The following is a 21,722-nucleotide window of genomic DNA, read 5'->3' on the forward strand; positions in this document are numbered from 1 at the left end:
GTCACACCCGTTCCCATGCCGAACACGGCCGTTAAGCTCTTCTGCGTCAATGGTAGTTGGGGGCTTCCCCCTGCGAGAGTAGAACGTTGCCGGGCACTGATAAAAAACCTTTCATCTTTTGATGGAAGGTTTTTTGTGGATTAGTAAAGATTAGGAAATAAAGAAGATCACTAAAAAGAGTAGAATGAAAACTAAGAACGTAGGATTGTTATTAAGCAAATCGGAGCAAGAACCAATATCTCAGCAGTACTTTGAATGAAGAAAGCCAACTCGGTACCAAGACGCAAACCGATTTATTAAGAAGAATAGCGGCGAACCCAAAAAGAATGAACTACTTATTAAGAAAAAATCAAATACCAAGAAAATTAAACAAACCAGTAAGAACAAGACCTCGATATCAAGAAGTAATAAAGAATAACTAAGCTCACGATCTCTTTACCAAATAAAATGACAGAATCACCAAGCTCATAGTACTTTCAATTAAGAGCCAATCCCTGATACCAAGAACCAAACCAAATCCATAAAGAAGCTCCCCCTCAACACCAAGAAATCCAAGGAAGTAGTCAAAAAAATCTAGACATCTATCAAGAAACTCAGTAACCTAGCTATACAAACGACTAAGAAAATAATCTATATTCCCTCTGAGACCCTCTTCAAACCATATTCCTAAAAAAGATACGACAAATTTCGCAAAATGTGTTGCATCGTCTCTTTAGACATGTTATTCTAAGTCATGTGTTAGAGAAACTCACATACAGTCCGGTGGCAATAGCGAAGAGGTCACACCCGTTCCCATGCCGAACACGGCCGTTAAGCTCTTCTGCGTCAATGGTAGTTGGGGGCTTCCCCCTGCGAGAGTAGAACGTTGCCGGGCATTAAGATCGCGCATTTCGATAGGAAATGCGCGATCTTTTTAGGTTTTATTGTCTAAATTTTTTGTGAAATGATTAAACGTATCCATAGACTATGCTAGAATAAAGTAGGGAAAGACTTCCAATCTTACATACGCTAAGGAGAATGATATGATTACGTTTGATCATCCAGAAGCCAGACAATTTTATGAATTAATCGAGATAGGTGCTTTTGCAGTTAGTCCGGAGGAAGATCAGATTATCTTTTCGGCAAATTTGAGTGGAGAGTTTGAGCTTTGGGGAATGAATACAGATTCTCGTTTTCCTTATAAGCTGACTTCCATTGGACAGAGTTGTTATGACTTGATGTATAGCAAGGATGGTTCGTTTGTTGTTGCATCATTTGATTTTGATGGAGATGAAAACACTCAGATTTATGCATTACCTCGTAATGGTGGGGTGTTAAAGCCACTTGTGACACGAGAAGGACAACGTCACATGCTGAGCGGGCTTTCTGAGGATGGTACAGTGCTCTTTTACAATACAACTAATGCCAATGAGACCTATTTAAATACAAATTCATATCACCTTCTTACTGGAGAGGTGAAGGTCCTTCATGAGGGTGAGGTTGCGCCAACGTTTTTAGCAGCAAAGAATGCTGACGGGTCTAAGCTTGTTGTAGGGCGTATGTTTGCAAACTCGCATACGGTTCCTTATTTACTAGATGGTAGCGCATTAATGCCTCTTGTAGATCAACCTGAGCTATCTTACACTTTTGGGAAGGTCGTCTTTTTAAACGATTCGTCTATTTATTTTACAACTAATTATCAAGCTGATTTTCATTACCTGGCTTCATACAATGTAGAAACAAAGGAAATGAAGAAAGTAGCTGAAGTAGAACAAACGGAGTTGCAGTCCATTAAGCTTGATCGTGATCAGGGGATACTCTATGTATCTGCAACGATTGGTGTAACGGAAAAGCTTTATCGATATGAAATAGAAAAGCAAGAGCTCACAGAACTCATTATTCCTGTTACAAGTATTTCACAAGTCATTTTAAGTGAAAAAGGCACGTTGTATCTTACGGGAGGAACGGCAACATCTCCAAATAATCTGTATGTCTATAAGAAAGATCAAGAATGGGAAGCTCTAACCCAGATACAGGTTCCAGGAATCGCGCATGATCAGCTGGCTGAGCCTGAAGTCCTTACATACAAGTCATTTGATGGTTTAGAGATTGAAACGTTATATTTTAAAGCAAGACCTGAAGTAGATAATAAACATTTGATTCTTTGGCCACATGGGGGACCTCAGGCATCTGAAGGGAAATTCTTTAGAGCGATGTTTCAACACTTGGTATACGCAGGCTATAATATCGTTGCGCCGAACTTCAGGGGATCCAGCGATTACGGTGCTGCTTTCCTGAAAATGGTTGAAGGTGACTGGGGCTACGGACCACGTCTTGATAACATTGCGTGCGTAGATTATATGATTGAACAAGGCTATGTAGATGAGGATAAGGTCTTACTCATGGGCGGAAGCTATGGTGGATATATGGCCTTGTTGCTTCATGGACGCCATCCAGACTACTTTAAAGCAGTTGTTGATATCTTTGGTGTTTCTAACTTATTTAGTTTCTACGAAAGTGTTCCAGAATTCTGGAAACCAATTATGAAGATATGGATAGGGGATCCGGTGGAAGATAAGGAGCGCTTCACAAGAGATTCTCCAATTACTTATTTGTCCACAATGACGAAGCCAATGCTGGTTATTCAAGGGGCGAATGATCCGCGAGTAGTAAAAGCAGAGTCTGATCAAATTGTAGAATCCTTAAAGGCTCAAGGCACCGAAGTGGAGTATCTTGTGTTTGAGGATGAAGGTCATGGCTTTTCAAAGAAAGCAAATCAGATTACGGTAAGTGAACGTGTATTAGCATTTTTTAATCAGTACATTTAATCATAAAAAAGAACAGGACACAGCTTGTCCTGTTCTTTTTCTTAATGCTCTTCTTCTGCATCAAAGGAACGCTTGCCAAGGTCCGCATCAATCATCACAAAGGCACTGCTGTCGACATCAATTCGACTCACTTTGGCAATCATGTCACGAAACATACTTTCTTCCTCAACTTGTTCTTCCACAAACCAATTCATTAGCGCGATGGTCGCATGTTCTTTATGATCTGTCGCTAAGTCGGCAATTTTATAAATGGCTTTTGTTACATCCTTTTCTTGAGCTAGAGAATGTTCAATTGCCTCTAGAGGAGATTGAAATAGATTCTTTGGTTGTTCTAGTGTTTCGATAGTGACTCTTTCACCAACATCCACCAAGAAGTCATAAATTTTCATTGCGTGAAATCGCTCTTCCTCTGCTTGAACAAGGAAAAAGTTTTTGAATCCTTTAAAACCTAAGTTAGCAAAATAAGCAGCAATTGCAGTATAGGAATGCGCTGCGTATAACTCAAAGTTTACTTGTTTATTTAAGACTCTTGTTAAATCATCTGGTAGCATAGGTAAGCTCCTCTCAAGTTAAAACAACATCATAGCTTAAGTGTATCGTAGCACAAAGAACAGGTCAATATGGATTGACCTGTTTAATAAGAATGAATCTAATTTAATGTGCCATCTTGCATTTAATTTGATTGTTTATTCTCAATCAGTCCGTTATCTTATCAGTTATGCTGGCATTCTCGACGGTGTTTTCGTCGACGCTTCACTGTATGAAACAGAATATAACAAGAGATGATCAATAAAATAACAAAAGCGATCATACTGCCTACTAAAAACTTATGGGCAATGATGGAATCACTTAATTTCTGCCAGTCCCATCTCATATGGTTACCCGCGAATATAAATGTCTGAACCCATATAAAAGCACCACTATATGCATAGATTGAAAACCTCTTATAGGGGAGGTTTGATATTCCTGCAATGTAACCTGTTAAGTGCCTGACACCGGGAATAAAATACCCGATTACGAGAATAAATGCACCGTATTTCTGAAACAAGACTTGAGCTCGGTCTATTTTCCTGTGAGACAGAAAGAATTTTGATCCATGTGTCATGAGAAAAGGAAGGCCGAGCTTTTTTCCTAAGAAATAGCTAATTGAGATTCCAATGATTGAACCCAATAACGAAATGAGTAATGAAAGGTATAGGTTCAACTCACCTGAGTGAGTAAAATATCCAACAGTTAGTAGCAGTAATTCATCGGGAATGGGTAGTCCCACAATGCCTCCAACTAATGCAACAAAAATGCCAAAGTACCCATACTGGGCAATTAACTCTTTTACAAATTCCATTTTGCTACCCGTCCTATCGCTAGATGTCTACTTACAGTATATCTAGTTTTTGGGTACAGGGCACTATCTTTTTTCAACATCTACTGTTTGAACATGATCAATCTCTTTAATGAGGTAGTAAATATCCGTAATGTACATCGACTTTGGAATAGAGAGTGTAATGTCCATCTGTTGGTTTCCGCTCGTTAAGTCTTTAATTTGGACATCCCGCACGGTAAGTTGTTTGATTCGTCTCTCCTTTAAAGTGGTTCCGCGCACCTGGAGTGCGTCAATAATACTGCTCATTTGTCCTTCTGGAGTGATAACAATGCGAGTGTGGACATCTTTTGAGCTTAAGGAAGTGGGCCCGACGGCAGTAAGGATCGCAGGTATTACGTTAATGGCAATAAGAATAAGTATTACGGCAAAGGTTGCCTCAATATAAAATCCAGCTCCGATCGCAATTCCTAGTCCAGAGGCTGCCCAAATCATGGCTGCTGTTGTTAAACCGGAGATGACATCATTGCTTCTACGTAAAATCACACCTGCGCCAAGGAAGCCGACACCACTTACCACTTGAGCAGCAAGTCGCATTGGGTCCATATTTGGTGTATGATCAGATGCGTACTTAGCTACAGCTTCAATGGAGACAATGGTCATTAAGCAGCTTGCTATACAAATGACCATGCTCGTTTTTAGGCCAAGTGGTTTATGTTTAATTTGACGGTCGACTCCGATAAGAAACCCTGATAACAGGGAGGCCACAAGTTTAATTAATAAAATATCCATAGTAATCACCTCAAAAAAAGTTTGTACATTTATAAGGTATGCTGCTTGCCTATGCATTCATACCTAGATAGATGAACCGAAGAGTCAATGTGTTAAGTATACAGAAAAGAAGAGTGGTGAGGAAAGATGCAATGGAGGTTAATTATTGCTGTTTTTATTGGGGGTGCTATCGGAACGTATTTAAGATATCTCGTTTCTTTACTCGCTCCAGAGCAAAACATTTATTTTGCTACTTTTTTTGTTAATGGAACGGGTAGTTTGGTGCTAGGTTTTATCACAGGTTGGTATCTCATAAAATCGAATCATCAATGGATTAAACTTGGGCTTGGGGCAGGCTTATGTGGTGGATACACAACCATGTCGACATTTACAGCGGAAAGTGTCCAATTAGCAGGAGCTTCTCATAGTATATCAATTCTATACGTTTTCATTAGTGTAGCAGGAGGCATCATTGCAGCAGGTCTTGGAGCGTTGTTAGGAAAAGGGTTGGCGGAAAAGAGGATGAGTACATGATATCAGCTTATATTGCATGTGCGGGAGGATTGGGCGCGCTTAGTCGCTATGTGCTAAGCGTTTGGTTAAGTCGTTTACCTTGGAGCATGGCAGTTCCACTCCCAATCATTTTGATAAATATTTTAGGAGCCTTCTTACTTGGATTCGTTCATGCCCATCTTCGTGCTGATTTAGAAAGTGTCGGATCAATCTTGACCACGGGTTTTTTAGGAGCCTTTACAACCTTCTCAACTTTCAGTATGGAATCATTGGAGCTTTTCATGCAAAAAAGATGGAAACCACTCCTAGTTTACGTGAGTGGCAGCATACTTGGTTGTATCCTTTTTTATCTTATTGGCTTTTATTTATATTGAAAATGCCTCCAGGGAGTTTCCCTAGAGGCATAAAAGAAATCGCACTTAGCGATCGTTATGATTGATAAACTCAATAAAGTGAGTCAGAATCGGTACATCGGTCAGAAGTAACACAGGTAATAGCAATAGTGTTAGACCTAGAGCAACAGGAGTAAGAAGCATTGTACGGCATGCACTTTTAAATTCAGACATTATTATTCTCTCCTTTTTCAAGACGAAATTGTCACAAAAAATTCATATCTTTCAATCTATGAAATGAATCATACTCCTATTAAATAAAAAAAGCAATCATTTTGTTTGAAATTTGTTCAGAATTTATAGTTGCTTTAAGTTGAATACCGTGGTAAGATATATCTTGTGTCACAGAAACGGTATGAACATTACGATTTTGGTCATACTGATGATATACACATTATATAGCGACGCGGGGTGGAGCAGTCTGGTAGCTCGTCGGGCTCATAACCCGAAGGTCGAAGGTTCAAATCCTTCCCCCGCAATACCGAAATGAGAAAAAACCGAGGCGGAAGCTTCGGTTTTTTTGCATGGATTAGCCATTCGCATCTTTTATAAAAATCAGCTAAACTGGATAGGTGAATGAGTGATAAGGGGAGGCCCTTTACGTGAAGGATGAATTTGAATTTATTGATCAGATTAAACCAGCTTCGCACCATCAACCTTCATTAGTAATGGGAATTGGTGATGACGCGGCGGTTTATGCATCGACCGAAGGCATGCGGGAAGTTGTTTGTGTAGATACGATGATTGAAGGCGTGCATTTTACAAAGGATACATTATCACCGTATCAAATTGGCAGGAAGGCTCTCGCAATTAATGTTAGTGATTTGGCAGCGATGGGAGCAGTGCCTCGCTTTTATTTAGTCTCTATCGCCATTCCGTCTCTTTGGAATGATGAAGACCTAAACGATCTATATAAAGGGATGCAGGAACTCGCGGACAAATGGAAGATGGATCTAATTGGTGGAGATACGGTTTCTGCTAAGGAGTCACTCGTCATTACGGTTACTGCAATTGGACAAGTGGAAGAAGCGGTCTCTTTGTATCGAAATAAGGCGGCTCCAGGAGATATCGTATTTATTACGGGGACAGTTGGTAGCTCGGCGGCAGGACTTGGGTTGCTCCTGGAAAAGGGACGGTATGCTTCGTTTAATAAGTCAGAGGCTGAGCTTGTTTTCATGCACCAACAACCAGAACCGCAAGTTGAGGCGGGCCGGTTATGTGCGAGGACACAGGCGAGGATATCTTTAAACGATATTAGTGATGGTGTAGCAAGCGAAGCAAGTGAGCTGGCAGTAGCAAGTGATGTGTCCATATACCTTGAAGCGGATCAGATCCCTTTTCATCCAGCGCTTGATGAGTTCGATAAAGGGCAGAAGCTTGCGTTTGCCTTTAACGGTGGAGAGGATTTTCAACTGATAGGTACAATAGAAGAAACAGCATTTTCACTATTCTTGGAGGACGCTCTAAAAGCAGGCATTCAAATCCAACGAATAGGCAAAGTGAAAGAAAAGGCTGAGCATCCGGTTTATGTTACAGAGAATGACCAGTTAAAACCTTTACAGAAGGGAGGGTTTAACCATTTTAAAAAATGATGAAGCAATGGGAAGATATAAAAAGCAAGTTCATTCTCCACTTGAGACGATGGAGCTTGCAGAAAAACTAGCAAAGCTTGTTCGGCCTGGTGATGTCATTACGCTTGAAGGGGACCTTGGAGCAGGGAAAACCCACTTTTCGAAGGGGCTTGCAAAAGGGCTAGGTGTGAAAAAGGTTGTGAACAGCCCGACTTTTACAATTATTAAAGAATATGAAGGCAGGTTTCCTTTTTACCATATGGACGTGTATCGTTTAGATGAAGATAGTGAAGAAGATATTGGTTTAGACGAGTACTTCTACGGTGAAGGGATTACGGTTGTAGAATGGGCTTCAAAGATTGTAGAACAACTGCCTGAGAAGCGATTAGATATTACCATTCGTCACGCAGGAGAAGAAAAAAGATATTTGCTGTTTCAACCACATGGTGAACATTTTGAACAGCTTTGTAAGGAGTTAGCAGAATGGGAATAACGTTAGCGATAGATACATCTTCATATGTGCTCGGGGTTGCTGTATTAAGAGACGGAGAGGTTGCAGCAGAACTCACTACTCATATGAAGAAGAACCACTCTCTTAGATTAATGCCAGCTGTGACTGATGTACTAGCAGAGCTTGATCTAAGTCCCAAAGACATTACAAAAGTTGTGGTGGCAGTTGGGCCGGGGTCTTATACGGGTGTTCGAATTGGTGTGACAACAGCTAAAACACTGGCTTGGACTCTAGATGTTCCGTTAGTTGGAGTGTCGAGTCTGGAGGTTATGGCTCAGCAGGGACGCTACTTTCAAGGGACGGTTTGTCCAATTATTGATGCGAGACGCAATCGAGTGTATACGGCTTGTTATTCGAGTTTGGCTTATGGAGAGTTATCTCTTCAAGGAGTGGAACAATTAATTGAACGTGAGCAATTATTTGAGAGCTTAATAGAACAAGGAAAACCGGTTTTATTTACGGGTTCAGACATTGCCCTGCATAAGGACATCATCCAAGAGAGGCTTGGAGCGCTTGCGCATTTTGCGCCGCCGTCTAAACAGCTGCCAAGACCAAGTGAGCTTGCCGCATTAGGTGAGGCAAAACAACCGGTTCAAGATGTTCATAGCCTTGTTCCTAATTATCTTCAGCTTTCAGAGGCTGAGGCAAAGTGGGAAGAAGCACAAAGAGGCAAGGCCAATGAATGAGGGTCCAATTCGGTTCATGACTCATGATGATATTGACCAGGTGATGGAAGTGGAGTTAGATGCGTTTACGTCACCATGGACAAAAGAGATTTTTGAGAACGAATTAACACTTAATCATTATGCTCATTATATTGTGTATGAGTTAGAGGATCGTATCATCGGTTATTGCGGATTTTGGTTGATTGCAGGGGAAGCGCAAATCACAAATATCGCTATTCATTCTTCTGTGCGTGGAAAAAAAAGAGGCGAAGAGTTACTAGGTGCAACCATCACGTTAATTAAAGGGATGGGCGGAACAAAGGTTTCGTTAGAAGTAAGAGAATCAAATGTAGTCGCCCAGGGCTTATATCAAAAGTTCGGAATGAAAAAAGGCGGCATACGAAAAAACTACTATCAAGACAATGCGGAGGACGCATGGGTTATGTGGGTGGATTTCTAATATGACAAAGATAAAACGAATTTTAGCAATTGAAACAAGCTGTGATGAAACAGCGGCATCCGTTATTGAAAACGGTACGATCATTCGTAGTAATGTAGTGGCCTCTCAAATTGAAAGTCATAAACGCTTTGGAGGGGTAGTGCCAGAAGTAGCATCGCGTCATCATGTTGAACAAGTAACACGAATTATTGAGCAGGCGTTAGCGGAAGCAGAGGTTCGTCCAGATGAGCTTGATGCCGTGGCGGTAACGGAAGGACCCGGACTCGTTGGAGCGTTATTAATTGGAGTGCATGCGGCAAAGGCTATGGCATTTGCGCATGGTCTACCTTTAATTGGGGTTCATCACATCGCGGGGCATATTTATGCCAATCAGCTTGTTCAACCGATGCAGTTTCCATTGATGGCACTCGTTGTCTCAGGTGGGCACACAGAATTAATCTATATGGAACAGGACGGGCAATTTGAAACAATTGGGATGACACGAGATGATGCTGTCGGTGAGGCGTACGATAAAGTGGCGAGAACGCTTGGTCTGCCTTATCCAGGGGGTCCTCATATAGATCGTCTCGCTCATACCGGTTCTCCAGAGATGAATTTCCCTCGTTCTTGGTTAGAGCCTGATTCATTAGACTTTAGCTTTAGTGGGCTAAAATCACATGTACTAAATGTGGTTCACAACCAGAAGCAGCGAGGCGAAGAGCCAAATATACCGAATTTAGCAGCTAGTTTTCAAGAAAGTGTAATTGATGTGTTAGTAACGAAAACAAGAAAAGCTGTAGATCGATATGAGGTAAAGCAACTAGTCGTTGCAGGTGGAGTTGCTGCAAACAAAGGATTGCGTGCGGCACTTGAAAAGGAGTTTAGCGAGACAATGACACTATCGATCCCTCCACTTTCATTATGCACAGACAATGCCGCTATGATTGGTGCAGCTGCTTTTTATCAATTAGAAAAGCAAAGATTTGCTGGATGGGACCTCAATGGCCGTCCAGGTATGGATTTATAATCGTAAGAACCAAAAAGAGTACATTCTTTTTGGTTCTTTTTTTATGAAATGAGGCGTTGCGTGGCACACTATATAAAATGAGAATAAGCTGTGCATAAAGTTATCCACTGGTTGTTAATAAAGTGGATAACTTTATGCGTATGTATTGTAAAGGAAATAATAAGAACGTCATGATCATGTAAAAGGACAGTAAAGAAAGCACGGTGAACGATATCTCCTGTGGAAATGTGTGTGGATAATGTGGATATGTCAGAAAATAGTGCAAAATGTGTCAGGTGGTTTTTATTCGTTTTTCTTATAATCTTAATAATGAGTGTCTGTCCTTCGTGGGCAGAAGCGAAAGCCGGCGGTACACCCATCAGAGAGCAACTGATTATCATCGTGCCAGGTATGAGCTTTGACGAAGCAGAGTGGTTTTTAGGTCACGGTGATCGGGCCTTATGGTCGAGTGCTTATATAGGTGCAATGAATACGAAATCAGCAGGTTTGCATTCTGAACTTGGTAGCGTGCTTACACTCTCAGCAGGGAGAAAAACAATGGCAATCCCGCACACAGCCTCTTATGATAGTGAAGAAGAACTGGAAGGTCAGCGTGCCAAAGATCAATTCATACAGTTTACGGATCACCCAGTGGTAGACGGAATCGTTTATCCACAGATTGAAGCGTTACATAAAGTAAATCAAGACACTCACTATAAAGCCCGTGTCGGACAAATAGGTGACAGGCTTTTTGCTACAGGCATTCGTGCATTCGTTCTGGGAACAAGTGACACAGATCAAAAGCATCGCTTTGGATCGTTTCTGACAATGAATAGTAAAGGGACTACGGACGGTTCGTTGAATGAGAGTGTGATACAAGACACGACGCGAGCGTACGGAAAAAAGATGAATTCAGGCTGGATGATCGATGAAATAGCTAAGCAATCTAAAGAGTACCCGTTTATTGTTGTTGAATGGGGGGACTTATATCGATTGTTTGCGTTAAAAAATCAAATGACTGATGTAGCATATGAAAAGCAACGAGAGCAAGCATTAGGGGAGCTGGAGGCTTTTATACTAAGCGTTCAAGAGGAACATCCTGATATGTGGTTAATCTCTCCGTTTGTACATAAAGAAGCTTACTCGGACAAAAAGCAGCTTGCCCCCATCTACGAATGGACCAGTAATGGAGTGGGAGGGGCATTAGTCTCGGATACAACAAGAAGAACAGATGTCTTAAGTAATGTTGATGTTGCGCCAACCTTGATCCAGCGAATAGGGCTCCCATCTACCGATTATGATCAAGGATTTCCATTAAAGAGAATCATAAAAGAGCCCAATCATTCACAGCAGTTACTTGAGCGAGTGGATCAATCCGTCCATATTTTTAAAACGAGAGCATGGGTCCTATCTATTTATGTAACAAGCTTAGCCATTTTGTTGCTTGGTGTAAGTGGATGGACGTGGTTAGGCAAGAAAAAGGAAACACAAAAAACATGTCTAGAAACTCTCCTTTTATCTGCCTTAAGTTCACCTCTATGGTTTTTGTTATTAGCTAGACTGGAATCAACGATTTCCGCAGTGGGGTTCTTCCTTCTGATACTCTGTTGTTCTCTGTTATGGGGAGGGAGCGTACGGTTGCTTCGAAGCTGGGGAATCCTGCTTACGGCATTGGTTACAGTTCTTGCTTTAAGTGCGGACATTCTAACTGGATCTACTCTTTTATCGCATTCTTACTTAGGGTATGATCCATTGATCGGTGCGAGGTACTACGGGATAGGAAATGAATATGTAGGGATTTATATCATCTTTATATTTGTAATTACTGTTTATTTGGCTAATACCCGTATTACCTGGCTAAGATGGACATCATCAACTGTATTGATTGCAGGACAGTTACTTGTTTTAGGTCACTCACAGCTAGGTGCGAATGCAGGTGGGTTTCTTTCAGCCTGCTTGGCAAGCTTTTTCTGGTTTATGTGGGCTAGTGGCAGCAAGGTAACTAAAAAGAAAATAATTCTTTCTCTAATTGTGAGTGGCGTGGGTTCTTTGATCCTTCTCTATGTTCTACAGGCTGCTAATCACTCATCTCATATTGGGGTAGCTTATGGACGTATACAAGCAGGTGACTTTTCATATATTGCAGATACTATCGCCAGAAAAGTAGAAATGAACATAAAGCTTTTTAAACACTCGAATTGGACACAATTGCTTGTCATTAGTTATCTTTTAGCCGGGCTTATCCTTTTGTTAAGACTGGATCGATGGAGAGATGTGAATAAGCAGGTATTTATTAAAATAGGAGTGTTAGGGTCTGTTATTCTGCTTTTAATTAATGATTCTGGTGTTGTCGCAGCGGCAACCTCGATGTTTTGTGTTGTGTCGATCTATTTTTATTGGAGGCAAATCGAACAAATAGACTACTGATCTTCTGGGATCAGTAGTCTATATTTTAAGCTATTCTTCTAATTGAAGGGTTTCCCATTCTTCCATCAAAGCTTCAAGTGTTTCATTCGCATTGGTAATGGAGGTCTGAAGCTCTGCTGCGCGAACATGATCAGCGTAAACGTCGGGATCACATAAATCCGTTTCGTGCTGCTGAATTGTATCTTCGAGCTCAGCCATTTCTGCTTCTATGGCTTCAATCCTGCGAAGGCGTTGACGTTCCTGTTTTTTTGCTTCTTTATCCTGTGAGTAGTTTTGTTTTGAAGCATGAACATCAGTTGGTGATTGTGAATCGGTAGTTTGTTGCTTGAGTTCCGCAAATTGGCGTTGTTCTTCTTTTTTCTCTAGGTAATAGTCATAGTCACCTAAATATGAAGTCGTTTTCCCATCTGCTAACTCAACCGTTCGAGTGGTTAACCGATTTAAAAAGTAGCGGTCGTGTGAAACAAACAAGAGGGTTCCTGGATAGTCGATCAGTGCCGCTTCAAGGATTTCCTTTGAATCTAAGTCAAGATGGTTGGTCGGCTCATCGAGCAGCAGTACATTTGCTTTTTGCATCATCAGCTTTGCAAGCGCCAGTCGCGCCTTTTCGCCACCACTTAAAGCTTTGACAGGCTTTAATACATCATCTCCACTAAAGAGAAAATTACCTAAAACCGTGCGAATATCTTTTTCAGGGGTCAATCTGTGCTCATCCCATAGTTCATGTAAAACCGTCTTGTTTGAGTGAAGCTCAGCTTGAACCTGATCATAATACCCAATCGTCACGTGAGAGCCAAATCGAATTGTCCCGGTGTCTGGCTCAAGTTTGTTCATAATTGCTTTTAATAATGTAGATTTACCAGCACCGTTTGGTCCGATTAAGGCGACACTTTCTCCACGGTTTAACTCAAGCTGTAAATGATCTAAAATCGTTTGCCCTGAAAAGGATAAACTCAACTCATTCACACGAAGTACTTCATTTCCACTTTGGCGCTCAATGTCAAAGGAGAAAGAGGCTGATTTCTCAGAACCAGCTGGACGATCTAGCCTGTCCATCTTTTCTAACTGTTTTCGACGACTTTGGGCTCGTTTGGTTGTTGAAGCTCGAACAAGGTTAAGAGCGATAAAGTCCTCAAGCTTGGCTACTTCCGTTTGTTGCTTCTCAAATTGCTTTAATTCTTGCTCGTAACGCGCCGCTTTCTCGTCTAAATAGAAGCTGTAGTTCCCTGAATACCTAATCGACTTTTGTCTGGATAGCTCCACCACACCGGTAACAATTTGATCCAGAAAATATCGGTCATGGGAAACTAGCAGAATAGCGCCTTTGTATCCAGTTAGAAACTGTTCTAGCCAGGATAAGGTATCGATATCTAAATGGTTGGTTGGCTCATCGAGAATTAACAAATCTGGTTTTTGTAAAAGGAGCTTGGCCAGTGCAAGTCTTGTGCGCTGTCCGCCACTCAGAGTCGCAATACTTGTTGTGTAATCAAAACTAGAGAAATGAAGTCCTGACAAGATACTTCGAATATCCGCTTCATATTGATATCCGCCTTGATCTTTAAACGTTAGTTGCAGCTCATCGTATTCCTTGATTAATTTGTTGTAGCTTGTCTCATCTGATAATACTGATTGATCCGACATAAGCGCTTCTAGCTCTCTTAAACGCTTCTCCATTTGACGAATGGGTTCAAAAACGGTAAGCATTTCATCCCAAATAGAACGCTCAGATGAAAGTCCACTGTGCTGTTCAAGATAACCAACCCGAACCCCTTTTGGTATCATAATTTGTCCCGTGTCAGGCTGATATTCTCCTGCAATGATTTTAAGGAGCGTGGATTTACCTGCGCCATTTCGACCAACAAGAGCCAGTCTGTCACCTGTTTGTACCTCAAGCTTCACATTCTCTAAAACAGGATCAGCCACAAAGGCTTTTGATACATTTATACATTGTAAAACAATCATAATAAGTCCTTCCCGTGTACAGTTCTTTTTCTCTAGTGTAACGTATAACCAAACATCCTAACAACTTATGAATACTTCTCATGCGAACCCTTACATTCCATGAAAAATAGTGTACAATGGTTGTAGTTCTCTCTTCTAAAAGAGAGGAACAGTCTCGGGAGGAAAGTAATGAAGTCAGAACACGTGAAGATACCACAAGCAACAGCTAAAAGACTTCCGCTTTATTATCGTTTTTTGGAGAACCTACACGCTTCAGGGAAACAGCGAGTGTCATCAACAGAACTGAGCGAAGCGGTTAAAGTGGATTCTGCAACAATCAGACGAGATTTTTCGTATTTTGGTGCTTTAGGAAAGAAGGGATATGGTTATAATGTAAATTATTTGTTATCATTCTTTCGCGAAACATTAGACCAAGATGATCTAACGAAGGTAATGCTGGTGGGAGTCGGGAATTTGGGCACAGCATTTCTACACTATAACTTTTTTAAAAATAATAATACGCAGATTGAGATGGCCTTTGATGTCGATCCAGATAAGATAGGAACGGATGTTGGAGGCGTAGAAATCTACGACCTTAATGATTTTGAGGAAAAGCATACGAAAGAAATTACGGTAGCGATTTTAACGGTACCAGCGACCGTAGCTCAAAAGATTGCGGACAGGCTTGTTGCCTCTGGAGTGAAGGCGATTTTAAACTTCACGCCTGCTAGACTAACCGTTCCAGACTCAGTGAGAGTTCATCACATCGATCTGGCCGTTGAATTACAAGCGCTTGTTTATTTCTTAAAACATTATCCGCTCGATTCACCACAATAAGGAGGATGAAGTAAAGATGCAAATGGGACCATGGAGTATTATTTTAATAGCCATTGTTGCTTTATTGATTTTTGGACCTAAGAAGCTACCGGAGCTTGGAAAAGCATTCGGTTCAAGTTTACGTGAGTTTAAGAACGCAACAAAAGGACTAGCTGATGACGAAGAAGAAAAGAAACGTGAGAAAGACCAAGCTTAATATAAGGATGGATCTCATATGAATCAACAGGACATGTCCATATGGGCCCACCTTGAAGAATTAAGGCGAAGACTCTTTGTCGTACTCGCCTTTTTTATTGTGGCGCTAATTATTGGATTCTTTATCTCATCACCCCTTATCACGTTACTTCAGCAAGCACCTGAAGCACGTGATTTACCTATGAACGCCTTTAAAATGACGGATCCTCTTCGTATCTTCATGACATTTACACTTGCGATCGGATTGGTCTTAATTTTTCCAGTGGTACTCTATCAGCTTTGGGCGTTCGTGAAGCCAGGCTTGCATGAGAGGGAACAAAAGGCTACACTTGCTTATATTCCAATTGCATTTATTTTGTTTCTAGTTGGTGTGGCATTTGCCTATTTTGTTTTGTTTCCATTTATCCTTTCCTTTATGTCTACCATGGCGGATCGATTAAATATAACAGAACAATATGGAATTAATGAATACTTTGCTTTCCTTTTTCAATTAATTCTACCGTTTGGTGCGTTATTCCAATTGCCTGTTGTTGTTATGTTTCTAACAAGAATCGGTTTACTTACACCAGACTTTTTGCGTAAGATCCGTAAATATGCTTACTTTGTCTTATTAGTCATTGCTGGATTTATAACGCCACCAGATTTATTTTCACATTCGATGGTAACCGTTCCATTACTATTACTCTATGAATTTAGTATTTGGCTTTCTAAGCTGACCTATCGTAAGTACAAATTAACTGAAGACGTAGCTGAGAAGAAGCAATCAGATTAAAAATTGAAACGATATGGAGATGTGATTAGACGTGAGTACAGTCAATCAATCGTTATATGAATTTTTGCAAGAACGAACAAAAGAAGTGACTGAGACATGGTTTAAAACGCTTGAAGAAGATGATGTAGATTCAGTCTATTCGGTAAAGGATGCCGATTCCATCTATAAGCTTATGCAGCAAAATGAAGAATACATAAAGAATCTGACTCGTCTTTTTATAGCACCTACTTCTGAAGTCCACAACCAAATTTTAAGTTGGGTTGGTGATATTGGAAGTGATCGAGCGCACTTGCAAACACCTCTGAATCAAATGTTTCGTGAGTTTGTACGAACGAGAGATATCTTTCTTTCATACATTGATACGTTTGTGGAAGAGGCTTCAGTTGAGGTATCGAAAGAACAACACGATGAATGGAAACATCAAATCGTCAAAACACTTGATTTTACGATTCAATATTTTATTAAGAAGATTGATACAAATACAACCGTTCAATTAGAAGCGCAGAAGGAAATGATTAACGAATTAAGTTCTCCTGTTATTCTTCTACAGAACAGTAGTGCGCTTCTTCCACTTGTTGGTGATATTGATACGGCTCGTGCCAAGTCAATTCTTGAAAATACGCTCGCACAATGTGCTGAGAAGGGCGTAGACCATCTGTATCTGGACTTATCTGGAGTAGTGATCATTGATACGATGGTTGCCAATGAAATCTTTCAATTAATCTCTGCCTTATCCATTATCGGAGTGAGAACCACATTATCTGGTATCCGTCCGGAAATTGCACAAACAGCTGTTCAATTAGGACTTTCATTCGACCAAATCAGAATTAAATCTACTTTGGCTCAAGCGTTGGCTGAGAAATAATCTGTATGAGACTGATCATCCTTTGATAGGATGATCAGTCTTTTTTGTTAGTTATCACAACCTAGTGAAGGTTCCACTGGTCCGGTACGAGAGCTCTCCTACAAATAATGTATCTACATTCCTAATTCAACACTAAAAGACTTTGTGAAATTATGAACAAAGTTTGTCATTCTTCTTCAAACCCACACAAACCAAATGAAATCGCTTATACTATGAGTAGAAAGAGAATGTGAAACATTTCACATAATAAAAAACAAGGAGGAATTCATATGTTTAATCGATTTCTAAGAGAAAGTAAGTGGGCTTCTGGAATACTGGTATTCTTACGTTTGTATCTAGGTTGGACTTGGTTAACTTCAGGTCTTGGAAAAGTAACTGGGGAATTTTCTGCAGGAGGATTCTTGCAAGCAGCTGTTGCCAATCCAGTGGTAAAAGGTGAAGAAGTCGTTTATCCATTTTATGTGGGCTTTCTTGAGAATGTCGCATTACCATATGAAGGACTCTTTAGTACCGTAGTTGCTTGGGGAGAAATAGTAGTCGGTCTTGGATTAATTTTAGGTTTCCTGACTACTGCTGCTGCTTTCTTCGGTATCATGATGAACCTGTCATTTTTACTCGCAGGAACTGTTTCTGTAAACCCGATTATGATTGTACTTGGATTCATCATCTTAGTGGCAGGGTTTAATGCAGGTAGATTCGGATTAGACCGGTACATTCTTCCAATCATCAAACGCAAATTGAATAAAAATAATAAGCATATGGATCGTCTAGACACTAGACCAACTGAACAGCCGGCTTAATACAAAAGCCGCCGGAGACATAACTAAATATCAACGAGTAAATGGCGAATAATTCAACATCGAATTATTCGCTATTTACGTTTTCTTAAGTAATATATTGATACGTCTCAGCTATTTTTAATATGAAAAAATAAAAGATGTTTTGAAAAAGTGTGGGAGGGTATATAAAATCATGATAATAAATTTGGAGGAATGGGCGATGAATAAACTTCACGTTTGGATTCCGCTTTTTTTTATGGTCTGTTTGATTGGTTCAATTAGTAGTGAGCCTGTAACCACCAGCCTAGCAACTGATGAGTATACGTCTTCATTTCAAATAAATGAACATTCACAACAACAAAGAGCGGCTTCTACTGAGTCAGTAAGCACACAAACACTTGTATTTAAAGATGAAGCACCAGAGGAGCCACTAAGCGAACGTGAGTCTACCCAAAGACAACATCTGATGAACAATTGGTCAATTGTGATAAATGAACTATCCAAAAAGAAAACGAAGATTGCATACGATGAATTATAACAAAAAAGCCCGTCTCCATTGTGGAAAAGGGCTTTTATGCATGTAATGATTCAGTCTTTCTTTTGCATGTTTTTAATGGTTTTTCGAAGAATTAAGAATCGAATAGCCATATAAAAATCATAGGCGGCTAAAGCAGCTAGCAAGACACCGATAAAAGTCCAACCATTTCGACCGACATTATTAGAAGCGAGGAAGGTAATAAATATTCCAAGTAGAATATAAAAGGTTGCGATGAAGATTGGAGAAATGCCTCTCATATTACCCTCCAATCAAACGCAAGATCATGGACGCGTCAAGATTAGTCATCTGTTCAGCCTGCTCCAAAATCCGTTGTATTTCATCGTAGAATACCACTTGAACAAGAACAACAAATGAGTTTAACGCAATGTGCGCAATAATCGGTACAATAATTCTCTTACTAATTACATACAAGAAAGCGAAGGCATATCCCATTGCAAGGTAAACGAGCAAATGTTCAAAATCCCAGTGAGCGGCTGCGAAGATCAATGAACTGATGGTACTTGCAAAGAAAAAGTTCATTTTCTTATGTAACGAACCGAAAAGAACTTTACGAAACACAATTTCTTCAATAATTGGCCCAAGCACTGCAATAACAATGACCATTAGTGGCACAGCTCTGCTAAGTTGAACAAGTGATTCTGTATTATCCGACCCGGCTTCAATACCAAATACAAAGATCTCAATTAACGCGGCTGCGTATTGAGCGATAAATACAAGAAATACACCGGTAATTGACCAAACAATAGTCATCCCTACACCTGAACGATCCCGATCAAGACTTCCTTGACGCATGTCAGGCAATAGCAATAAGAAAATAATTAACGTACCTATAACGTAGCTTGCAACAGATGAATATCCAATTAACGCGTTAGCTTCTGTAATCCCAAGTGCCTGAAAAAGAAACACGAAAGGAACAGCGCCAAAGAGCATGGCTATGAAGGTTACAAGAATAAACCAATATCTAATGTTCAAAACAATTGCTCCTTTTTTGTGGTTTAATCATTTGTACATTTTATCATAGTCTGTGCAGAAAATCAGAAGGGATGCCTTATGAATATGCCGAATAGAGTAAGAAAGTACAGGGTATAGGAAGTTGTGCAAAGATAGAAGGATTTCGACAAAAAAAAACGAGTAAATGACTTGCAAAAGAGTGCTGGAATGATTATCATAATAAATGTGTTAGCACTCACACCAATCGAGTGCTAATAAAAGACTACTACATAGTACGTAAAGGGAGGGTGTTTTCCTTGTTAAAACCATTAGGTGATCGTATTGTTTTAGAGCAAATCGAAACAGAGGAAACAACAGCAAGCGGGATCGTATTACCAGATTCAGCAAAAGAAAAACCACAAGAAGGTAAGATTGTTGCTGTAGGCGCAGGTCGTGTAACAGATAATGGCGAGCGTGTAGCGCTTGAGCTTAAAGAAGGCGATTCTGTAATCTTCTCAAAATATGCAGGTACAGAAGTGAAATATGAAGGAAAAGACTATTTAATTTTACGCGAGAGCGACATTCTTGCTGTAATTGGCTAATAAAGAGTACATTTTTACGATTTTATTTTAGGAGGCTGACAAAATGGCTAAAGATATCAAGTTTAGTGAAGATGCTCGTCGTTCCATGCTACGCGGAGTAGACGCACTTGCAAACGCTGTTAAAGTAACGCTTGGACCAAAAGGACGTAACGTGGTTCTTGAAAAGAAATTCGGTTCTCCACTTATCACAAATGATGGTGTAACGATTGCGAAAGAAATTGAGCTTGAAGATGCATTTGAAAACATGGGTGCGAAGCTTGTTGCTGAAGTAGCTAGCAAAACCAACGATATCGCTGGTGATGGTACAACAACTGCAACAGTTCTTGCTCAAGCAATGATCCGTGAAGGACTTAAAAACGTAACATCTGGTGCAAACCCGATGGTCATTCGTAAAGGAATTGAAAAAGCAACGGCTGCAGCAGTTCAAGAGCTTCAGAAGATTGCTAAGCCAATTGAAGGAAAAGAATCCATTGCACAGGTTGCAGCGATCTCTTCTGGTGATAACGAAGTAGGCCAAATCATTGCTGAAGCAATGGAGCGTGTTGGTAACGATGGCGTAATTACAATTGAAGAGTCAAAAGGATTCTCTACAGAGCTTGAAGTTGTAGAAGGTATGCAATTCGACCGCGGATACTCTTCACCTTACATGGTAACGGACTCTGATAAAATGGAAGCTGTTCTTGAAAATCCGTACATTCTTATCACAGATAAGAAAATCGGTAACATTCAAGAAGTACTCCCTGTTCTTGAGCAAGTGGTACAACAAAGCCGTCCAATTTTAATCATTGCTGAGGATGTTGAAGGGGAAGCACTAGCAACTCTAGTTGTGAACAAGCTTCGCGGAACATTTAATGCAGTAGCTGTTAAAGCTCCAGGATTCGGAGATCGTCGTAAAGCAATGCTTGAAGATATCTCAATCCTAACGGGCGGAGAAGTAATTACTGAAGATCTAGGTCTTGACCTTAAATCAGCTAACATTTCTCAGCTTGGTCGCGCAAGCAAGGTTGTTGTCACAAAAGAAAACACAACAATCGTTGAGGGTGCTGGTCAAGCAGACCAAATTGCTGGTCGCGTAAACCAAATCAAAGCTCAGCTTGAAGAAACAACATCTGACTTTGACAAAGAAAAGTTACAAGAGCGTCTTGCTAAGCTTGCAGGCGGAGTAGCGGTTCTTAAAGTTGGTGCTGCAACTGAAACTGAAATGAAAGAGCGTAAGCTTCGTATTGAAGATGCTCTAAACTCTACTCGTGCAGCAGTTGAAGAAGGGATCGTAGCAGGTGGTGGTACAGCACTTGTAAACGTACTGACAGCTGTTAAAGCAGTGGATGCAGAGGGCGACGAAGCAACGGGTGTGAACATTGTGATCCGTGCGCTAGAAGAGCCAGTTCGTCAAATTGCTCACAACGCTGGTCTTGAAGGATCTGTCATCGTTGAGCGCCTTAAAGGCGAAGCAGTTGGAATTGGTTTCAACGCAGCAACTGGTGAATATGTAAACATGGTTGACTCTGGTATCCTTGATCCAGTTAAAGTAACTCGCTCTGCACTTCAAAACGCATCAAGCGTATCTGCAATGCTTCTAACTACAGAAGCTGTAATCGCTGATAAGCCAGAAGAAAACGCTGGCGGCGGAATGCCTGATATGGGCGGCGGAATGGGCGGAATGGGAATGCCTGGAATGATGTAACAAAAATGTTAATACAACGGAGATTATACTCTGTTGATTAGCTAAATAATTAAGAAGCCTCCGTTATGCATTAGGTAACGGAGGCTTCTTTTGATCTGAATAACAAATAAAGCGAATAGGCAGCCACCTATTCGCTTT

Annotated in this window: 24 protein-coding genes, 1 tRNA gene and 2 rRNA genes; 20 read left to right on the top strand and 7 right to left on the bottom strand. The window is 40.6% G+C overall.

The annotated features are described in order from the left end of the window. The 3 genes from rrf (ACQKKO_RS16260) to ACQKKO_RS16270 all read left to right on the top strand — a co-directional run. Window positions 1-95, top strand: a 5S ribosomal RNA gene (rrf, locus tag ACQKKO_RS16260); the annotation flags it as partial. Window positions 96-758: 663 nt separating this feature from the next. Beyond that, a 5S ribosomal RNA gene (rrf, locus tag ACQKKO_RS16265) occupies window positions 759-874 on the top strand. A gap of 148 nt (window positions 875-1,022) precedes the next feature. After that, window positions 1,023-2,807, top strand: a complete 1,785-nt coding sequence (locus tag ACQKKO_RS16270) for a S9 family peptidase (protein ID WP_498649030.1) — start codon at window positions 1,023-1,025, stop codon at window positions 2,805-2,807. 41 nt (window positions 2,808-2,848) lie between these two features. On the opposite strand, the gene ACQKKO_RS16275 is transcribed toward ACQKKO_RS16270, so the two are convergent. The 3 genes from ACQKKO_RS16275 to ACQKKO_RS16285 form a co-directional block, all read right to left on the bottom strand. Further along, the gene (locus tag ACQKKO_RS16275; protein ID WP_498649032.1) at window positions 2,849-3,358 is read right to left on the bottom strand and encodes a ferritin; all 510 of its coding nucleotides are present in this window, start codon (window positions 3,356-3,358) and stop codon (window positions 2,849-2,851) included. Window positions 3,359-3,519: 161 nt separating this feature from the next. Further along, window positions 3,520-4,149 (bottom strand): DedA family protein, encoded by a 630-nt coding sequence (locus ACQKKO_RS16280; protein WP_498649033.1) that lies wholly within the window; start codon window positions 4,147-4,149, stop codon window positions 3,520-3,522. A 63-nt stretch (window positions 4,150-4,212) separates the two neighbouring features. Next, the gene (locus ACQKKO_RS16285) at window positions 4,213-4,917 is read right to left on the bottom strand and encodes an MgtC/SapB family protein (protein WP_498649035.1); all 705 of its coding nucleotides are present in this window, start codon (window positions 4,915-4,917) and stop codon (window positions 4,213-4,215) included. 126 nt (window positions 4,918-5,043) lie between these two features. Here ACQKKO_RS16285 and ACQKKO_RS16290 point away from each other — a divergent pair, with 126 nt between their 5' ends. Both ACQKKO_RS16290 and crcB read left to right on the top strand, forming a co-directional pair. Then, window positions 5,044-5,430: a fluoride efflux transporter FluC gene (locus ACQKKO_RS16290; protein ID WP_498649038.1), complete on the top strand. Its 387-nt coding sequence runs from the start codon at window positions 5,044-5,046 to the stop codon at window positions 5,428-5,430. Next, window positions 5,427-5,783, top strand: a complete 357-nt coding sequence (gene crcB / locus ACQKKO_RS16295) for a fluoride efflux transporter CrcB (protein WP_498649039.1) — start codon at window positions 5,427-5,429, stop codon at window positions 5,781-5,783. Before ACQKKO_RS16290 ends, crcB begins: the two co-directional genes overlap by 4 nt. A 45-nt stretch (window positions 5,784-5,828) precedes the next feature. On the opposite strand, the gene ACQKKO_RS16300 is transcribed toward crcB, so the two are convergent. Then, window positions 5,829-5,975 carry a hypothetical protein gene (locus ACQKKO_RS16300; protein ID WP_498649040.1) on the bottom strand — a complete coding sequence of 49 codons (147 nt, stop codon included), beginning with the start codon at window positions 5,973-5,975 and terminating at the stop codon, window positions 5,829-5,831. A gap of 231 nt (window positions 5,976-6,206) precedes the next feature. Between ACQKKO_RS16300 and ACQKKO_RS16305 the strand changes: the two genes are divergently transcribed. The 7 genes from ACQKKO_RS16305 (at window position 6,207) to ACQKKO_RS16335 (ending at window position 12,420) form a co-directional block, all read left to right on the top strand. Beyond that, window positions 6,207-6,280 (top strand) — tRNA-Met (locus tag ACQKKO_RS16305). A 123-nt stretch (window positions 6,281-6,403) separates the two neighbouring features. Further along, window positions 6,404-7,393 (top strand): thiamine-phosphate kinase, encoded by a 990-nt coding sequence (gene thiL, locus ACQKKO_RS16310; RefSeq protein WP_498649042.1) that lies wholly within the window; start codon window positions 6,404-6,406, stop codon window positions 7,391-7,393. Window positions 7,394-7,400: 7 nt separating this feature from the next. Further along, a complete protein-coding gene (gene tsaE, locus ACQKKO_RS16315; protein WP_498649044.1) occupies window positions 7,401-7,865 on the top strand; it encodes a tRNA (adenosine(37)-N6)-threonylcarbamoyltransferase complex ATPase subunit type 1 TsaE in 465 nt (154 codons plus the stop codon). Further along, a complete protein-coding gene (tsaB, locus tag ACQKKO_RS16320) occupies window positions 7,856-8,569 on the top strand; it encodes a tRNA (adenosine(37)-N6)-threonylcarbamoyltransferase complex dimerization subunit type 1 TsaB (protein ID WP_498649046.1) in 714 nt (237 codons plus the stop codon). The genes tsaE and tsaB overlap by 10 nt, the downstream gene beginning before the upstream one ends. Beyond that, on the top strand, window positions 8,562-9,008 hold the full coding sequence (gene rimI / locus ACQKKO_RS16325; RefSeq protein ID WP_498649047.1) for a ribosomal protein S18-alanine N-acetyltransferase: 447 nt from the start codon (window positions 8,562-8,564) through the stop codon (window positions 9,006-9,008). Before tsaB ends, rimI begins: the two co-directional genes overlap by 8 nt. Before the next feature lies 1 nt (window position 9,009). Beyond that, complete coding sequence (tsaD, locus tag ACQKKO_RS16330; protein WP_498649050.1) at window positions 9,010-10,014, top strand: tRNA (adenosine(37)-N6)-threonylcarbamoyltransferase complex transferase subunit TsaD; 1,005 nt, start codon at window positions 9,010-9,012, stop codon at window positions 10,012-10,014. 246 nt (window positions 10,015-10,260) lie between these two features. Further along, entirely contained in the window at window positions 10,261-12,420 is a 2,160-nt protein-coding gene (locus ACQKKO_RS16335) for a hypothetical protein (RefSeq protein ID WP_498649053.1), read from the top strand. A gap of 30 nt (window positions 12,421-12,450) precedes the next feature. Here the strand turns inward: ACQKKO_RS16335 and ACQKKO_RS16340 are convergent, their stop codons facing one another. Beyond that, a complete protein-coding gene (locus ACQKKO_RS16340; RefSeq protein ID WP_498649055.1) occupies window positions 12,451-14,382 on the bottom strand; it encodes an ABC transporter ATP-binding protein in 1,932 nt (643 codons plus the stop codon). Window positions 14,383-14,550: 168 nt separating this feature from the next. Here ACQKKO_RS16340 and ACQKKO_RS16345 point away from each other — a divergent pair, with 168 nt between their 5' ends. From ACQKKO_RS16345 to ACQKKO_RS16370, 6 genes are all read left to right on the top strand, one after another. Further along, complete coding sequence (locus ACQKKO_RS16345) at window positions 14,551-15,198, top strand: redox-sensing transcriptional repressor Rex (protein WP_498649057.1); 648 nt, start codon at window positions 14,551-14,553, stop codon at window positions 15,196-15,198. 16 nt (window positions 15,199-15,214) lie between these two features. Further along, entirely contained in the window at window positions 15,215-15,394 is a 180-nt protein-coding gene (locus ACQKKO_RS16350; RefSeq protein WP_343129651.1) for a sec-independent protein translocase protein TatAY, read from the top strand. Window positions 15,395-15,412: 18 nt separating this feature from the next. Then, window positions 15,413-16,165 carry a twin-arginine translocase subunit TatC gene (gene tatC / locus ACQKKO_RS16355; RefSeq protein WP_498649058.1) on the top strand — a complete coding sequence of 251 codons (753 nt, stop codon included), beginning with the start codon at window positions 15,413-15,415 and terminating at the stop codon, window positions 16,163-16,165. A gap of 31 nt (window positions 16,166-16,196) precedes the next feature. Continuing rightward, window positions 16,197-17,030: an STAS domain-containing protein gene (locus tag ACQKKO_RS16360; RefSeq protein WP_498649060.1), complete on the top strand. Its 834-nt coding sequence runs from the start codon at window positions 16,197-16,199 to the stop codon at window positions 17,028-17,030. A 269-nt stretch (window positions 17,031-17,299) separates the two neighbouring features. Continuing rightward, window positions 17,300-17,830 (top strand): DoxX family protein, encoded by a 531-nt coding sequence (locus ACQKKO_RS16365; protein ID WP_498649061.1) that lies wholly within the window; start codon window positions 17,300-17,302, stop codon window positions 17,828-17,830. Between the two features lie 199 nt (window positions 17,831-18,029). Then, window positions 18,030-18,347 (top strand): hypothetical protein, encoded by a 318-nt coding sequence (locus ACQKKO_RS16370; RefSeq protein ID WP_498649064.1) that lies wholly within the window; start codon window positions 18,030-18,032, stop codon window positions 18,345-18,347. 50 nt (window positions 18,348-18,397) lie between these two features. Here the strand turns inward: ACQKKO_RS16370 and ACQKKO_RS16375 are convergent, their stop codons facing one another. Together ACQKKO_RS16375 and ACQKKO_RS16380 are read right to left on the bottom strand one after the other, a co-directional pair. Then, on the bottom strand, window positions 18,398-18,604 hold the full coding sequence (locus ACQKKO_RS16375; RefSeq protein WP_498649065.1) for a DUF4305 domain-containing protein: 207 nt from the start codon (window positions 18,602-18,604) through the stop codon (window positions 18,398-18,400). A 1-nt stretch (window position 18,605) separates the two neighbouring features. Continuing rightward, entirely contained in the window at window positions 18,606-19,340 is a 735-nt protein-coding gene (locus tag ACQKKO_RS16380; protein ID WP_498649067.1) for a CPBP family intramembrane glutamic endopeptidase, read from the bottom strand. A gap of 275 nt (window positions 19,341-19,615) precedes the next feature. On the opposite strand from ACQKKO_RS16380, the gene groES reads away from it, so the two are divergent. Both groES and groL read left to right on the top strand, forming a co-directional pair. Beyond that, window positions 19,616-19,900: a co-chaperone GroES gene (gene groES / locus ACQKKO_RS16385; protein WP_203090627.1), complete on the top strand. Its 285-nt coding sequence runs from the start codon at window positions 19,616-19,618 to the stop codon at window positions 19,898-19,900. 43 nt (window positions 19,901-19,943) lie between these two features. Beyond that, window positions 19,944-21,584: a chaperonin GroEL gene (gene groL / locus ACQKKO_RS16390; RefSeq protein WP_498649069.1), complete on the top strand. Its 1,641-nt coding sequence runs from the start codon at window positions 19,944-19,946 to the stop codon at window positions 21,582-21,584. Window positions 21,585-21,722: the final 138 nt, after the last annotated feature.

The organism is Alkalihalobacillus sp. NPDC127517, from assembly GCF_050276055.1.
In the GTDB taxonomy this organism is placed as follows: Bacteria; Bacillota; Bacilli; order Bacillales; family Bacillaceae_D; genus Alkalicoccobacillus.

Coding starts and splice junctions, on each gene's coding strand:
- ACQKKO_RS16340 (WP_498649055.1), bottom strand. CDS start 14,382: ATGATTGTTTTACAATGTATAAATGTATCAAAAGCCTTTGTGGCTGAT.
- tsaD (WP_498649050.1), top strand. CDS start 9,010: ATGACAAAGATAAAACGAATTTTAGCAATTGAAACAAGCTGTGATGAA.
- ACQKKO_RS16365 (WP_498649061.1), top strand. CDS start 17,300: ATGTTTAATCGATTTCTAAGAGAAAGTAAGTGGGCTTCTGGAATACTG.
- crcB (WP_498649039.1), top strand. CDS start 5,427: ATGATATCAGCTTATATTGCATGTGCGGGAGGATTGGGCGCGCTTAGT.
- ACQKKO_RS16350 (WP_343129651.1), top strand. CDS start 15,215: ATGCAAATGGGACCATGGAGTATTATTTTAATAGCCATTGTTGCTTTA.
- ACQKKO_RS16335 (WP_498649053.1), top strand. CDS start 10,261: ATGTCAGAAAATAGTGCAAAATGTGTCAGGTGGTTTTTATTCGTTTTT.
- ACQKKO_RS16375 (WP_498649065.1), bottom strand. CDS start 18,604: ATGAGAGGCATTTCTCCAATCTTCATCGCAACCTTTTATATTCTACTT.
- ACQKKO_RS16270 (WP_498649030.1), top strand. CDS start 1,023: ATGATTACGTTTGATCATCCAGAAGCCAGACAATTTTATGAATTAATC.
- tsaE (WP_498649044.1), top strand. CDS start 7,401: ATGGGAAGATATAAAAAGCAAGTTCATTCTCCACTTGAGACGATGGAG.
- ACQKKO_RS16275 (WP_498649032.1), bottom strand. CDS start 3,358: ATGCTACCAGATGATTTAACAAGAGTCTTAAATAAACAAGTAAACTTT.
- tsaB (WP_498649046.1), top strand. CDS start 7,856: ATGGGAATAACGTTAGCGATAGATACATCTTCATATGTGCTCGGGGTT.
- ACQKKO_RS16370 (WP_498649064.1), top strand. CDS start 18,030: ATGAATAAACTTCACGTTTGGATTCCGCTTTTTTTTATGGTCTGTTTG.
- ACQKKO_RS16290 (WP_498649038.1), top strand. CDS start 5,044: ATGCAATGGAGGTTAATTATTGCTGTTTTTATTGGGGGTGCTATCGGA.
- ACQKKO_RS16300 (WP_498649040.1), bottom strand. CDS start 5,975: ATGTCTGAATTTAAAAGTGCATGCCGTACAATGCTTCTTACTCCTGTT.
- groL (WP_498649069.1), top strand. CDS start 19,944: ATGGCTAAAGATATCAAGTTTAGTGAAGATGCTCGTCGTTCCATGCTA.
- ACQKKO_RS16280 (WP_498649033.1), bottom strand. CDS start 4,149: ATGGAATTTGTAAAAGAGTTAATTGCCCAGTATGGGTACTTTGGCATT.
- tatC (WP_498649058.1), top strand. CDS start 15,413: ATGAATCAACAGGACATGTCCATATGGGCCCACCTTGAAGAATTAAGG.
- ACQKKO_RS16285 (WP_498649035.1), bottom strand. CDS start 4,917: ATGGATATTTTATTAATTAAACTTGTGGCCTCCCTGTTATCAGGGTTT.
- rimI (WP_498649047.1), top strand. CDS start 8,562: ATGAATGAGGGTCCAATTCGGTTCATGACTCATGATGATATTGACCAG.
- ACQKKO_RS16345 (WP_498649057.1), top strand. CDS start 14,551: ATGAAGTCAGAACACGTGAAGATACCACAAGCAACAGCTAAAAGACTT.